Annotated in this window: 10 protein-coding genes; 6 read left to right on the top strand and 4 right to left on the bottom strand. The window is 64.6% G+C overall.

Features of this window, described 5'->3' with window-relative positions; all coding sequences use genetic code 11:
- The first annotated feature begins 267 nt into the window (after positions 1–267).
- A complete protein-coding gene (locus DFR29_RS20535) occupies positions 268–1,953 on the top strand; it encodes a multicopper oxidase family protein (protein ID WP_133820518.1) in 1,686 nt (561 codons plus the stop codon).
- A gap of 386 nt (positions 1,954–2,339) precedes the next feature.
- On the opposite strand, the gene DFR29_RS29345 is transcribed toward DFR29_RS20535, so the two are convergent.
- Positions 2,340–2,921, bottom strand: coding sequence for a 2'-5' RNA ligase family protein (locus DFR29_RS29345; RefSeq protein ID WP_166654234.1), 582 nt, complete (start codon positions 2,919–2,921; stop codon positions 2,340–2,342).
- Positions 2,922–3,513: 592 nt separating this feature from the next.
- On the bottom strand, positions 3,514–7,014 hold the full coding sequence (locus DFR29_RS20525) for a methylmalonyl-CoA mutase family protein (protein ID WP_133820516.1): 3,501 nt from the start codon (positions 7,012–7,014) through the stop codon (positions 3,514–3,516).
- A gap of 177 nt (positions 7,015–7,191) precedes the next feature.
- On the opposite strand from DFR29_RS20525, the gene DFR29_RS20520 reads away from it, so the two are divergent.
- The 5 genes from DFR29_RS20520 (at position 7,192) to DFR29_RS20500 (ending at position 13,156) form a co-directional block, all read left to right on the top strand.
- Complete coding sequence (locus tag DFR29_RS20520; protein WP_133820515.1) at positions 7,192–7,791, top strand: hypothetical protein; 600 nt, start codon at positions 7,192–7,194, stop codon at positions 7,789–7,791.
- Between the two features lie 364 nt (positions 7,792–8,155).
- Complete coding sequence (locus DFR29_RS20515) at positions 8,156–9,259, top strand: Glu/Leu/Phe/Val dehydrogenase dimerization domain-containing protein (protein ID WP_133820514.1); 1,104 nt, start codon at positions 8,156–8,158, stop codon at positions 9,257–9,259.
- Positions 9,260–9,780: 521 nt separating this feature from the next.
- Positions 9,781–10,758 (top strand): hypothetical protein, encoded by a 978-nt coding sequence (locus DFR29_RS20510; RefSeq protein ID WP_133820513.1) that lies wholly within the window; start codon positions 9,781–9,783, stop codon positions 10,756–10,758.
- A 247-nt stretch (positions 10,759–11,005) separates the two neighbouring features.
- Positions 11,006–11,716, top strand: coding sequence for a carbonic anhydrase (locus tag DFR29_RS20505; RefSeq protein ID WP_133820512.1), 711 nt, complete (start codon positions 11,006–11,008; stop codon positions 11,714–11,716).
- 282 nt (positions 11,717–11,998) lie between these two features.
- Positions 11,999–13,156 (top strand): isovaleryl-CoA dehydrogenase, encoded by a 1,158-nt coding sequence (locus DFR29_RS20500; RefSeq protein WP_133820511.1) that lies wholly within the window; start codon positions 11,999–12,001, stop codon positions 13,154–13,156.
- Between the two features lie 43 nt (positions 13,157–13,199).
- Here DFR29_RS20500 and DFR29_RS20495 read toward each other — a convergent pair whose 3' ends face one another.
- Positions 13,200–13,451: a hypothetical protein gene (locus DFR29_RS20495; RefSeq protein ID WP_133820510.1), complete on the bottom strand. Its 252-nt coding sequence runs from the start codon at positions 13,449–13,451 to the stop codon at positions 13,200–13,202.
- A complete protein-coding gene (locus tag DFR29_RS20490) occupies positions 13,423–14,004 on the bottom strand; it encodes a hypothetical protein (RefSeq protein WP_133820509.1) in 582 nt (193 codons plus the stop codon). Before DFR29_RS20490 ends, DFR29_RS20495 begins: the two co-directional genes overlap by 29 nt.
- Between the last annotated feature and the right edge of the window lie 358 nt (positions 14,005–14,362).

Below are 14,362 nucleotides of genomic sequence, written 5' to 3'. Positions count from 1 at the left end.
GCTCCCCCGTGCCAGGCACGCGGTTGCAACACGCTGAGTACGTCGTCTGTTGCGGAAACACGCATCCATGGGCGAACCCGCCACGCCGGAAAAAAATAGTTTTCCGACGCCCACGGCAGGCCCTGGCTGTGCTGGAATGCGCCGCTCTCGCCCGTATCGCCCCCCGGCGAATACAGGCGCGCTGTCTAGCATGCCGATATTTCAGCCGCGTGATTGCTGCCCGGTGGCAGCAGCCGGACGTATTGCACAACCCGTACAGGTGGAAAGATGAAAACCGGAACGGCTTCGCTGTCTGCCCGCCGCCGCGTGCTGCTGGGCCTTGGCGCATTGGCCACGGCAGCAGCCGGCGGCTGGCTCTGGACAGGCCGGCACAGGCGCCCGGCAGCCCTGGCCGGCACAAGCGCCGCGCCGAATGCCCAAGCGCCGGCAAGCGCGAGACGCGCCGAGCGCTTTACCCAGCCGCTGCGCATTCCCGCTGCCGCAGGCCTGATGGCCGACGTCGTGCTGCGCGGCGAGCTGGCGCTGACCGCGGGCAGCGCCGATTTCGCCATCTTCCCCGGCGCAGCCACCGCGTTATGGCACTACGCCGGCCTGCACGACGGCAAGGCCGTGGCCAACCCGCTGCTGCGCCTGCAACACGGGCAGAAACTGCAGGTGAACCTGCACAACGCGCTGGACGAGGCGACCACGGCGCACTGGCACGGCCTGTCGGTGGACGAAGCCAACGACGGCAGCGGCCTGCATCCGGTGCAGCCAGGCGCGCAGCGGCGCTATGCCTTCAATGTCGCCAACCGCGCCGGACTGTACTGGTATCACGCACATCCGCATGGCAATACCGGCAAGCAGATACAGCGCGGCCTGGCCGGCCTGCTGCTGGTCGAGGACGCACAGGAAAACGCACTGCGCGCGCGCCTGGGCCTGAACTGGGGCGAGCGCGACCTGCCGCTGCTGATCGCCGACAAGCAGATCGACAGCAACAATTCCATTGTGTACAAAGACGGCGCAGACGACTGGATCGGCAACCGCATCCTGGTCAACTGGACGGCCGATGCCTATCTCGACGCCGTGCCCGGCCTGTACCGCCTGCGCATACTCAATGGCTGCAACGCACGCCTGTGGCGGCTGGCCTTCGTCCATCGCGGCGGCCTGCTGCCGTTCCAGCTGATCGGCACCGACGGCGGATTGCTGGAGCGCCCCTGGCGGCTGCAGGATATTTTCCTGGGGCCGGCACAACGTATCGACGTGATCGTCGACTTCAGCACCGTAGCGGTCGGCGATCGCGTGCTGCTGAGCAGTCTCGACTACATGGCGATGGAAAACGAAGACGACGCAGGCCCGCTGCAGCCGCACCTGATGGCCGACCATCCGGGCGCCGTGCCCATGGGCGCAGCGCAGGACCTGATGGAATTCCGCCTGGTAGCCGACCGCAGCCAGCGCCGCAGCTTCGGCGCCGCAGCCATTCCCGCACGTTTCCAGCCATTGCCGCCCGTGGCCGCCGAGGATTGCGCGCTACGCCAATTCAAACTGGCGCTGGACGCGGAAGGACGCTGGCTGATCAACCAGTGGAACATGTATTTCAACGGCCACGAGCCGGTTTTCCGCGTGCGCCGCGGCAGCCGCGAAATCTGGGAAATCCACAATGCGCTGGCCAGCATGCCGCATCCGATCCATGTACACGGCTTCCAGTTCCGCCTGCTGTCGCGCCGCATCAGCCCGCCGGATATCCGCGCACGCGCCGTCACCGATACTGGCCTGAGTCCGCACGATCTGGGTCTGCTCGACACCGTAGTGATCTGGCCGGGCGAGATCGTGCGCATCGCCATCGACTTCAGCCAGCCGTTCGAGGGTGTGCAGCGCTACATGCTGCATTGTCACAATCTGGAACACGAAGACAGGGGCATGATGATCACGTTCGCCGTGGATGACGACGCGAAACAACTGTGCGAGGCATAGGCAGGAATTCGCCTGCGGCTTGCCCAACCGGTGTTTTCCGCAGAATGTCTTGCGATGCCTCGACATGGCGCCGGCGGCGCCGCGTTCACGCCGCCGGCGCAAACAGTCGATACCAGAACAGTGCTGTCTCCGCCGCATGCGCAGGGATCGCTGCATACAGATGGCGGTCGAAACCAGCGGGCACGAAACCGCAGCGCTGGTACAGGCGACAGGCGAAACTGATCGGGCAGACAGACTCGGGAAGCATTCGTGGCGCGTGTGTTCCGGTGCAGCGCCGGTTGCAATCGCCGTGGCCAGATCGCGCGGCGCCATTCGCGATGCTCATCGCGCCCTACCGGAAACCGTGCCGCATCGTGACGGAATTCGCAGCCTCGCTGCACTACCACTCAGCCTGTGCTTAGCGGCCAGCGTCCCAGCGGAATATGCCGCGTCTGCCCCAGCAGGCTATGAATCAATACGAACTCGTGCGCCGTCCAGGCAATCGGCTCCACCGCTTCCGCCGCGACATTCTGCGCTGCGTAAGTCAATGTCACATGCGGCTCGAACGAGCCCGTTAGGCAGCGGCCCAGGCCGACAGCAGCCAGTTCGCGGCCGATGCCGGCACGCAGCGCATGCAGCGCTTCGTTGCGCTGGCTCGACTTGAGCACTACCGGCAGCTTGCTGCGCCGGTTGGAGAAACTCGCGACTTCGTCCATCGCCACATCAACGGCTGCCGCCCGCACACGCGCCGCAGCGGCCAGGGTGTTTTCGACGACGTCGCCGGGCAGGCCAACCCAGTCGCCGATATGGACCAGTGTGATATGCAGGCGATCGGTCTGGTGCGGCCGGCTGTCCAGCCTGTGGCGCTTGCCGACATCGGCCGCCAGCGCAGCGATGCGCGTGGCCGTGGCCTGGTCGGGAAACAGCGCGAGGAAAAGCCGGTCGGTGGGTTCGGCGGGAGCGAAGCCGAACAGGGATTGTTGGGACATGTGGAAGTACCGAAAGTGAGAAAAGCCAGTAGCAGAACGAGCCGGGGGCCTCGCGCTTGGACGGCGCGAGGGTACTCCCTCCGGCAACTCGCGCGACCCGGTTGCGTCGACCTCCGCAAGTGACGCAATGCTTTCGCAGCGAGCCTGGGACAGCACGCCGACGATCGGCATGAAGCCTGCCGCATGCCAATCGTGTTGCTGCAGCGAATGAGGCATAGGAATAAACGCGAGTCCGCGGCAATCGTTGCAACCACCCGTCAAGCGGAACCAGCGACCTGTGCGGGCCGCTACATTCGGAAATCGTTTCCTGTCGTCAGGCCTTGCCCAGGCCATAGCGGGCAAAGCCGTTCGATAGTTTCCATCCATTCGAAGAATGCGACCAAAGGATCGTCATCGACAACGAAACGCCGCAGCATTCCGCCCTCCGCCGCCAACGGTCAGGGCACGGACGCTTCGGCATCGCGCCCAGGCCGGCAATACCTGCAATAGGGAATCGCCGGGCTATTCGACACTGTCGCTGGCTTCACCTGCTTCATGCATGGGTAGCGCCGGATTTTCGCTCCACATCCGGCACTCTGGCGCATCAGGAGTGCTACATATTCCGCCGATATTCCCCACCCACGTCGTACAAGGCATGGCTCACCTGTCCCAGCGAGTGCGTCTTCACCGCTTCCATCAGGCTGGCGAATACGTTGCGCCGTTCGCGCGCGGCGGCCTGTAGCGGCTTCAGGCCGTCTTCGGCGTAGTCGTTGCGGTTGCGCTGGTAGCCGGCGACATTGCCGATCTGCTGGTCTTTCTCGCCTTCGGTGGAGCGGATCAGTTCGATCTCGGTGACGATGTCGCCGCCGTGATCCTTGGGCAGGAAGGTGTTCACGCCGATCAGCGGCAGGCTGCCGTCGTGCTTCTTGTGTTCGTAGTAGAGGCTTTCTTCCTGGATCTTGCCGCGCTGGTACATGGTGTCCATGGCGCCGAGCACGCCGCCGCGTTCGCTGATCGCCTCGAATTCCTTGTAGACGGCTTCCTCGACGATGTCGGTCAGCTTGTCGACGATGAAACTGCCTTGCCAGGGGTTCTCGTTGAAATTCAGCCCGAGTTCCTTGTTGATGATCATCTGGATCGCCACGGCGCGGCGCACGCTTTCCTCGGTCGGCGTGGTGATGGCCTCGTCATAGGCATTGGTATGCAGGCTGTTGCAGTTGTCGAACAGCGCGTACAGCGCCTGCAGGGTGGTGCGGATGTCGTTGAACTGGATTTCCTGCGCGTGCAGCGAGCGGCCGGAAGTCTGGATGTGGTACTTCATCATCTGGCTGCGCGGGTCGGCGCCGTAGCGCTCGCGCATGGCACGCGCCCAGATGCGCCGCGCGACGCGGCCGATCACGGTGTATTCCGGGTCCATGCCGTTGCTGAAGAAGAACGACAGGTTGGGCGCGAAGTCGTCGATCTTCATGCCGCGGGCAAGGTAGTACTCGACGATGGTGAAGCCGTTGCTCAGGGTGAAGGCAAGCTGGCTGATCGGGTTCGCGCCGGCTTCGGCAATGTGGTATCCGGAAATACTGACCGAATAGAAATTGCGCACATTGTTGTCGACGAAGAACTGCTGGATGTCGCCCATCATGCGCAGGGCGAATTCGGTGGAGAAGATGCAGGTGTTCTGCGCCTGGTCTTCCTTGAGAATATCGGCCTGCACGGTGCCGCGCACGGTGGCCAGGGTCTGGGCGCGGATTCGCGCATAGGTTTCCGCATCGACCACCTGGTTGCCGGTCACGCCGAGCAGTCCCAGGCCGAGGCCGTCGTTGGTCTCGGGCAGCAGGCCGCCGTAGTTCGGCCGCGGCTTGTCCTTGTACATCTCGTCGATGATGGCGCGGGCGGCATCCCAGCGCGCACCATCGGCGCGCAGGTATTTTTCCACCTGCTGGTCGATCGCCGTGTTCATGAACATGGCCAGGATGATCGGCGCCGGGCCGTTGATGGTCATCGATACCGAGGTGCTGGGTGCGCACAGGTCGAAGCCGGAATACAGCTTCTTCATGTCGTCCAGCGTGGCGATGTTGACGCCGGAGTTGCCGATCTTGCCGTAGATGTCCGGCCGCACCGCCGGGTCTTCGCCGTACAGCGTGACCGAGTCGAATGCGGTCGACAGGCGCGCTGCGGGCAGGCCTACGCTGAGGTAGTGGAAGCGCCGGTTGGTGCGCTCGGGCGTGCCTTCTCCGGCGAACATGCGGATGGGGTCTTCGCCGGTGCGGCGGTACGGATACACGCCGCCGGTATACGGGTAGTAGCCGGGAAGATTCTCTTTCTGCAGAAATACCAGCAGCTCGCCCCAGCTCTTGTAGGCCGGCGCGGCGATCTTGGGAATCTTCTGGTGGCTGAGCGATTCGCGGTAGTTTTCCACCCGGATGGTCTTGTCGCGCACCTGGTATTCGGTGAATTCGTCGGTGACGCTCTTGAGCCGCGCTGGCCAGCCGCGCAGCAGCTTCAGCCCTTCGGAAGACAGCGACTGGATCGCGTCGTTATAGCGCTGGCGCAGGGTTTTCAGCGTGCGGTCGTCGCCTTCGCTCAACGCTTCCGCGGCATACAGATCCAGCGCCTTGGGCAGGCGTTCATCGCCCAGATCCTGCAGCGACTGCCAGTACGACTGGGCCCGATCGGCGATGTCGGCCTGGGATTCGATCAGCGCGTTGATGCCGCGGCCCTGCTCGGCGATTTCGGCCAGATAGCGCACACGGTTGCCGGGAATCAGCACGGTCGCGCGCGGCTCTTTCAGCGAAGTGTCGATCTGCGGCTGGAAGCCGCCCGGCTTGCCCTGGCCCAGCTTGAGCTTCTCGCGCAGCAGCCGGCAAAGGTTGACGAACATCCAGCTGATGCCGGGATCGTTGAACTGGCTGGCGATAGTGGGATAGACGGGCACGTCCTCGTCTTTCATGCTGAACGCGACACGGTTGCGCTTCCACTGCTTGCGCACGTCGCGCAGGGCGTCTTCGGCGCCGCGCTTGTCGAACTTGTTCAGCACCACTAGCTCGGCGTAGTCGAGCATGTCGATCTTTTCCAGCTGGCTGGGCGCGCCGAAATCGCTGGTCATCACGTACATGGGGAAATCGACCAGGTCGACGATTTCCGAATCGGACTGGCCGATACCGGCGGTTTCGACGATGACGAGGTCGTAGTTCAGGCTTTTCAGGAAGGCGATGCAGTCTTTCAGCACCACGTTGGTCGCCACGTGCTGGCGCCGGGTCGCCATGGAACGCATGAACACGCGCGCGCTGCGCAATGCGTTCATGCGGATGCGGTCGCCGAGCAGCGCGCCGCCGGTGCGCCGGCGCGTCGGGTCTACCGAGATCACGGCCATGCGCATGTCGGGGAAGCTGGCCAGGAAACGGTTGAGCAGTTCGTCGGTGACCGAGGACTTGCCCGCACCGCCGGTGCCGGTAATGCCGATCACCGGTGCGCCGCGGTCTTCGCTCAGGGCAAAGCGCGAATCGGCCACGCCGCTCCATTGCTTGCGCAGCGCGGCCAGTTCGGCCTCGCTGTAGTCGCCGCTTTCGATGGCGGTGAGGATGCGGCCTATACCGATCTCGTCGTCCAGCGCGGGCAGCGCTGCCTGGGCCGGGCCGCGGCTGGCTTCGCGTTCGCGCCGGCCCTGGCCCGCGCGGCGTACCACGTCTTCGATCATCGCCACCAGGCCCATGTGCATGCCGTCGTTGGGGTGGTAGATGCGTTCGACGCCGTAGGCCTGCAGCTCGGCGATTTCCTCCGGCGTGATGGTGCCGCCGCCGCCGCCGAACACACGCACATGGCCGGCACCGCGTTCTTTCAGCATGTCGACCATGTATTTGAAATATTCCACATGGCCGCCCTGGTAGGAGCTGAGCGCAATGGCGTCGGCGTCTTCCTGCAGGGCAGCACGGACCACGTCTTCGACCGAACGGTTGTGGCCCAGATGGATGACTTCCGCACCCTGCGCCTGGATCAGCCGGCGCATGATGTTGATGGCGGCGTCGTGGCCGTCGAACAGGCTGGCGGCAGTGACGAAGCGCAACGGGCCGGTGGCGGCGGAAAGATCCTGCGGCGCTACGAGGTTGGCAGCTGTGCTCATCGGAAGGCCCGTCTCGGAAAGTGGCGTCAGACCGTCATTGTAGCCCGGCGCAGGCAGGCGCCAGCGGCACGGTTGTCCGGACCAATCCGCACTGCAGCCACCGGACTGGGCTCGGCAGTGGTGCCGGCCAGGCACTATGATCCGCCTTTCGCCCCACGCCTTGCCCCGGAGTCCTGCATGCCCCTACGCACCGCCCTGCTGCTCGCCCTTGCCCTGGCGGGCACGGCTTCGGCCAAAGAGATCAGGCTGAAGAATGCCGGCTTCGAAGAGCCCGCTACGGTGCATGACCCGGTCGGCGGCTGGCGGGCCAGCCAGCACTCGGGCGAGGACTCGTACGAATTCACCACCGTCGGCGACGTGTTCGCCAAGGGCAAGCGCAGTTTCCGCCTGACCCGGCTGAAAGAGCAGGTGTTCGGCTCGCTCGACCAGTCCATCCCTGCCGCGCAGCTGGCCGGGCACAAGATCGAATACCGCTTCCAGCTGCGCAGCGAAGACGTGGGGCCGCAGGGTTTCCACGCCTATATCAACTTCACCGCCGCCACCGGCGACCTGTTGCAGCAGATCCGCGGCGAAGACGTCACCGGCACTGTAGACAAGTGGAAAACATTCACCGTCACCACCACAGTGCCGCACGACGTGCAGCAGGTCATCATCGGCCTGAGCCTGCTCGACAAGGGCACGGTATGGATCGACGACGTCTCGGTGCGGACGCTCGACGATGCCAAGCCGGCGAAGCCGCCGAAACCCGCCAAGGGCAAGGGCATCTTCATTCCCTGAGCGCCGTGTTGCCGGACTGCGCAACCCGCAAAGAAAACAGCGACAACCGCTTTTTGCAGCCCCCTTGGCTCAAGGGGCGGCGACGCCCTATACCACCGGCCAACGGCCCGGGCTCTTCTTAGTGGAGAAATGCGGCAAAGCAACAAGCGCCGCAGTCGCAAATCCGGCCGGTTCTCCCCTAGAGCGTTCCACCCACACGGGTACGGGGCTACACTACGCGCCGCCAACGCCCGCCCCCTTTTGCGGGCGTTGGTTTGTTCGTCATCCCAATCAGTCACTTAGCGCACGATCTTCGCGTTGCCTTGCGCCAGCCCATTCGCGCCGAGCGCGCAGATCGAGCGTCTCCAGACGGAGTAGTACGTCGATGATCTTTGAAACCCTCGCTCAGACAGGCCACGAGCAGGTCGTTTTCTGCCACAACAAGGACGCGGGCCTGAAGGCCATCATCGCGATCCACAATACGGTTCTTGGTCCTGCGCTGGGCGGTACGCGCATGTGGGCCTACAAGACCGAGCAGGAAGCCTTGAACGACGTGCTGCGCCTGTCCCGCGGCATGACCTACAAGGCAGCCGTGTCGGGCATCAACCTCGGCGGCGGCAAGGCAGTCATCATCGGCGATCCGTCCAAGGACAAGTCCGAAGCACTGTTCCGCGCCTTCGGCCGCTTCATCAACTCGCTCAACGGCCGCTATATCACCGCCGAAGACGTCGGCATCGACGTCAACGACATGGAATACGTGCTCAAGGAAACCGAGTTCGTCACCGGCGTGCACCAGGTCCACGGCGGTTCGGGCGATCCCTCGCCGTTTACCGCGTTCGGCACCCTGCAAGGCCTGATGGCCGCGCTGAACGTGAAGTTCGGCAATGAAGACGTAGGCAAGTACAGCTACGCCGTGCAGGGCGTAGGCCATGTCGGCATGGAGTTCGTCAAGCTGCTGCGCGAGCAGGGCGCCAAGGTGTGGGTCACCGACATCAACCAGGAAGCGGTCAAGCGCTGCGTCGACGAATTCGGCTGCGAAGCAGTCGCACTGGACGAGATCTACGACGTGCCGGCCGACATCTATTCGCCCTGCGCACTCGGCGGCACGGTGAACGAGAAGACGCTGCCGCGCCTGAAGTGCAAGGTGATCTGCGGCGCCGCCAACAACCAGCTGGCCAACGATGCGATCGGCGACGAAGTGGAAGCGCGCGGCATCCTCTACGCGCCCGACTACGCGGTCAATGCCGGCGGCCTGATGAACGTGTCGCTGGAAATCGACGGCTACAATCGCGAGCGCGCCATGCGCATGATGCGCACGATCTATTACAACCTGGGCAAGATCTTCCAGATCGCCGCGCGCGACGGCATTCCGACCTACAAGGCCGCCGACCGTATGGCGGAAGAACGCATCAGCGCCATCGGCCGCATCAAGCTGCCGCACATGGGCAACCAGCAGACGCGTTTCCTCGGCCGCATGCGCGGCCAGTAACACCGCAATACCGCCGCTGCCGTATCCAGGCATCGATACGGCAGCGGCTCCTTCCCTGCGCTTGACGCTCCCTCTGCCGCCGCGCCACGTACGCCGCGCGAACGCCGGCTTCACCGGCCTCTGCGCCGTCGCAATAGCCTCAGTCGATGGCCGGCGCCGTTGCCTGCATGACAGCACCGAACCGCTCTGAGCCCCCCCTCTCCACGGTTGTCTGACATCGCTATGGCCGACCTCTGCGCAGGGTCGGCGCCCGCTCTCCAAGTACTGCCGAATGTATGCATGCCGTGCTAGCTTCGGCGGCAACGCTGCCAAGGCGAGTCCGTGCAGCATCCTGTAAAAATAAAATTAGTAATTTATTTTCGACAACACATGTCTGTGCGCGTCGCAACGGCAGGCGCTGGCACCACATGCGGTCCGGTGCCCACTGCATCGCATGCGCCGCTGCGGTCGGGATAGAAGAACACGGCGAGCCGGCGCCGCAAAGGGGAATACCGACCGGCATTCCAGTGAAGGAGACTTGCATGAAACAGCTGTTGATGGTGGCAGCACTGGTGTTTTCCGGCGTGGCTGCAGCCGCGTACGAGAAAGACAACGGGATCATCAGGGTCCGCCTGTACGACTACAACACGCCGATGATCACCGGCATGTGGATTCTGGGCCGCGTCGCCGTGCCGCACGACAATATCGGCGCCGATTTCCAGATGGCGACGCGCAGCAGCCAAGGCGACGCCTACAACCCTACCCAGGGTGGCGACTGTGCCGGCATTCCGTCGCCTCTGACCGGTGTCATTCCCGACTGGAACGGCGCCCTTATCGGCACACCGGCCGCCTACGGCATTCTGCTGGGCCTGGACCCGCGCCTGTACAACGAACCGCCCGTGCTGGGCTGCCAGGGTCCGGGCGGTCTGGCGCCTTACGACATGAACTTCGGCGTCACCCTCGGCGACGGCGTTGCCCTGGCCCGCGAAGGCATGGTGCTGGATATGTCGGTACGCCGCGAAGCCAGTGCGCCGAACCTGGTCAAGGCACTGTCCGAACTGCCCGTCGCCTTCCTCGACATCCACTGGCTGCGCTATGCCTATTACAGCGACGATGCCAACACCCTGGACGGCACCATTTTCCTGCGCATGAACGCCAACACAGCCGGCGGCCCCAGCCACGACACCTTGCAGTGGCCGCTGCTGACCAACTTCGATCGCGAAGGCCGCGCCATCGCCCTGTGCGACCGGCCCGATGCAGTAGAGAACCCGCACCTGGGCACGTGCATGGGCTTTTATGCGCACGAGCGCACGCGGGTCTATGCGAGCCACCGCCAGGGCGCTACGCAGGAACTGGTGCTGATGTCGATACTCGGCGACAACCCGGGAGCCCCGGTCATCGACGACCTGAACTGGCATACCTCGCGCCGCCTGGTCGCGGTCGGCGGCCTCACCGCCGTGTCGGCGGTGATCGCTCAGGCCGAACAGAACTTCCCCGTGGCGAACTGGGCTCGCTGGTAGTCGGAACAAGGCACTTCGCGCCAGTCCTGCCGGTGCGCAGTGCCTTGCCATGTCGTCCTTGCTCGCAACCTTGCCGCGCCTGCCGCCACCGGCCGGCCCGGCGAAAAAAGTGGCGGTTGTGAAATCGCCGCCGATACCGCGCCAGCAGGAAAACCCCTGCGGGTGTATCCGCCATGCTACCGATTCGGCGCTGCAGCCAGATGCCTACACTGCGCCGCGCTGTTCTCCCCAAACTTGGAGTTAGACCATGCGATCTCCGCTACTCGCCGCCCTGCTCTGCTGCCTTACCGCTGCCGCCTTCGCCAACGAAGGCAAGCTCGACTACGAACACCAGGACAAATGGCCTGCCGCGCTGGACAAGGCGCAGTCGCCGATCGACATCGTCACCGCCAAGGCCGAAACGGCCGAGGACAACGAACCGCAGGGTCTGCAGATCTGGCATTCGGTGACGCCGGTGGACAAAGTGGAAGACAACGGCCATGCCGTGCAGGTGGACTCGCATTCCACCGAGGCGATGATCCGCGGCCGCCATTTCCGCCTGGCCCAGTTCCATTTCCACTCGGAAAGCGAACATAGCATCGACGGCAAGCACTACCCGCTGGAAGGACATTTCGTGTTCAAGGCGCAGGACGGCCGCCTGGCCGTGGTCGGCGTGATGTTCCAGGCAGGCGCCGCGAATACCGCCGCGCAAACCATCCTCGACGACCTCAAGCCCGGCGCGGCACCGGCCCAGCACAGTATCGACATTGCCACCCTGCTGCCCAAACAGCGCGGCTATTACCATTACCTGGGTTCGCTCACCACGCCGCCGCTGACCGAGAACGTGGAGTGGTATGTGCTGCCCGCGCCGGTAACCATGTCGCAGCCGCAGATCGATGCGTTCCTCAGTCACTACAAGCGCAATAACCGCAAGGTCCAGCCATTGAACGGCCGGCCGGTCATTCACTACGACAGCTGATTCGTAAGAAAAAACTGGGCAATCGTCCGCCGACGGCTGCTGTACCCGGCGGCTTGCCTCCGCAACCGCGCCGAGTCCTTGCGCTGCAGGGACTCGGCCGCCCCGTTTACGCATGGGTGCGTCAGAATCAATGGCGAGTGGCGGCGGCGCCAGGAAGGCGCGCTGCAGTCCTGGAAAAAGCAACACTGCGCCAGCGTATCGAATTGTCTGGACATGCTATTAGGCAGGCCGCCTGGGGCCGGCTAGAATCGCGTTTCTGCGCCCCTTTCCGGTGAACCCTGCATGCGTCCTTTCCCCCTCGGTGAAGAACTCGATCTCCTGCGCGACTCGGTGCGCCAGTTCGCGGAAAAGGAAATTGCGCCGCGCGCCGACCTGATCGACCGCGAAAACCTGTTCCCGGCAGATTTGTGGAAAAAATTCGGCGAGATGGGCCTGCTCGGCGTGGCCATTCCGGGCGAGTACGGCGGCTCGGACATGGGCTACCTGGCCCACCTGGTCGCGATGGAGGAAATCTCCCGCGCCTCCGGCTCGGTCGGCCTGTCCTATGGCGCACATTCCAACCTGTGCGTGCAGAACCTGTTCAACAACGGCACTGAAGAACAACGCAAGAAATACATTCCTGGCCTGTGCAGCGGCGACCTGATCGGCGCCCTGGCCATGAGCGAGCCCGGCGCCGGTTCCGACGTGGTCGGCTCGATGACCTGCAAGGCCGAGCTCAAGGGCGACCACTGGGTCGCCAACGGTTCCAAGATGTGGATCACCAACGGCCCGGACGCCGACGTGCTGCTGGTCTACATGCGCACGGCGCCGCGTCCGGCCGGCTCGCGCTGCATGACGGCCTTCATCGTAGAGAAGGGCATGAAGGGCTTTTCCACCGCGCAGAAGCTGGACAAGCTCGGCATGCGCGGTTCCAACACCTGCGAGCTGGTGTTCGAAGACTGCGAGATTCCCGTGCAGAACGTCGTCGGCCAGGTCAACGAAGGCGTGCGCGTGCTGATGAGCGGGCTGGATACGGAACGCCTGGTGCTGTCGGGCGGGCCCATCGGCCTGATGCAGGCGGCAATGGATATCACCCTGCCCTACGTGCGCGAGCGCAAGCAGTTCAATGCGCCCATCGGCACTTTCGGCATCATGCAGGCCAAGGTGGCCGACATGTATACCGCACTGCAATCCTCGCGCGCCTTCGCCTATATGGTCGCGCAGGATTTCGACCGCGGCACCAAGTCGCGCATCGACCCGGCCTCGTGCCTGCTGAATGCCTCGCAGAACGCGATCAAGGTGACCCTGGAAGCGATCCAGGCGCTGGGCGGCAACGGTTATATCAACGAATTCCCCACCGGCCGCCTGCTGCGCGACGCCAAGCTGTACGAAATCGGCGCCGGCACCAACGAGATCCGCCGCATGCTGATCGGCCGCGAGCTGTTCCACGGCAAGTCGTAAGGCGCAAGCCGGCGCAAGCCGGCGCAGGCCGGCAAGCCAGGGCTCAGGGCAATGCCGCGCCGGGCAATATCCGCACCGCCGACGTGCCCGTCAGCGGTTCGCGCCGGTAGTCCAGGCCGTAGGCGTCGAGCACGACGTCATCGAATGCGCGCACCAGGCCTGTCCGGGTCGGATCGGGCCCGGCCGCGCGCAGCGCCTCAGCCAGTAGCGCGGCAGCGGCCGTCGCGTGCGTGTCGATGGCGTCGGTGGCGCTGTCGAGCGCCGCATCAAGCAGGGCCGGCGTCTCGACGATCACATGCAGATTGCTCCGGCCCAGCAGCGGCGTCGCATCGCCGCCGGCCTGCGCGCCGGTCACGAATAGCGGCAGCCCGGCGGGAATGTACGCCATCCATGCTGCTGCATTGCCGCCCCGCGCTGCCGGCAGCAGCAGCGACGCAATCGTCGGCGCTGAACCGCGTCACTGCGCGCCCGGCCGGAACCACATCGCGACGCAGCGCGAACATCATGCCGAACGGATTGAACGAGCCGAAACGGTTGTAGACCAGGCTCTGGTCGAGGGCGACGACATCGGCGCAGACGGTGCGGCGGAAGGCATTGACGCCGGCCTCGCTCACGTCCTGGTGTATCGCCTTGCACTGCATCGCGTCGGGATCGCCGCCGGCAGCACCACTGTCACCGGCGGATACCGCCGCCGCAGCCAGCACGCCGCCAGCAGCAAAGCCGCACGCCCCCCCGGGAAAACCGACGCAAGATTCGCATACGCCCACCTCTGCACTGCACTGACCAAACGGCTGTACAAAACCCGCCTGCCGCGGTGTCTGGCCTTGCACCGTCAGCTCGGCGCGCACGCCTGGGCGACGGCGACGCAATTCTGCCGCTGGCCAGGCTCATGGCGGCTGCCGCAGACAGCGCAATTCCCGCCTGTTTTTCTGGCCGTTCGCAGGGCAGCCGCTGCATGGCAAGCAGGCAATTCGAACCTACTGCGTCACCAGCGACACAGTCCTCTCAGGCGGACGCCACACTCTCAAACGTATTTTTTTCCCGCGCAACGGGGCTTTTCAGCAGCGCGGCACGGCAGTCTGCCGCAACAGCCCGCCGCAGGGCGACGGCAAAAAGATAAAAGTTCACACGCCATTGGGGGCAGGCGCATGCAATCCAGGAGAAGCGGCGGACATGCTCGCGACGGCGAGCCGCGCACGCTGGCAC

Source organism: Tahibacter aquaticus (assembly GCF_004363655.1).
GTDB lineage: Bacteria > Pseudomonadota > Gammaproteobacteria > Xanthomonadales > Rhodanobacteraceae > Tahibacter > Tahibacter aquaticus.
The sequence above is the reverse complement of the archived record's forward strand: the minus strand, read 5'-3'. Positions and strand labels throughout refer to the sequence as shown.

Excerpts from the sequence above, each read along its gene's own strand:
- DFR29_RS20535 (WP_133820518.1), top strand. The coding sequence starts at position 268 with ATGAAAACCGGAACGGCTTCGCTGTCTGCCCGCCGCCGCGTGCTGCTG.
- DFR29_RS29345 (WP_166654234.1), bottom strand. The coding sequence starts at position 2,921 with ATGTCCCAACAATCCCTGTTCGGCTTCGCTCCCGCCGAACCCACCGAC.
- DFR29_RS20525 (WP_133820516.1), bottom strand. The coding sequence starts at position 7,014 with ATGAGCACAGCTGCCAACCTCGTAGCGCCGCAGGATCTTTCCGCCGCC.
- DFR29_RS20520 (WP_133820515.1), top strand. The coding sequence starts at position 7,192 with ATGCCCCTACGCACCGCCCTGCTGCTCGCCCTTGCCCTGGCGGGCACG.
- DFR29_RS20515 (WP_133820514.1), top strand. The coding sequence starts at position 8,156 with ATGATCTTTGAAACCCTCGCTCAGACAGGCCACGAGCAGGTCGTTTTC.
- DFR29_RS20510 (WP_133820513.1), top strand. The coding sequence starts at position 9,781 with ATGAAACAGCTGTTGATGGTGGCAGCACTGGTGTTTTCCGGCGTGGCT.
- DFR29_RS20505 (WP_133820512.1), top strand. The coding sequence starts at position 11,006 with ATGCGATCTCCGCTACTCGCCGCCCTGCTCTGCTGCCTTACCGCTGCC.
- DFR29_RS20500 (WP_133820511.1), top strand. The coding sequence starts at position 11,999 with ATGCGTCCTTTCCCCCTCGGTGAAGAACTCGATCTCCTGCGCGACTCG.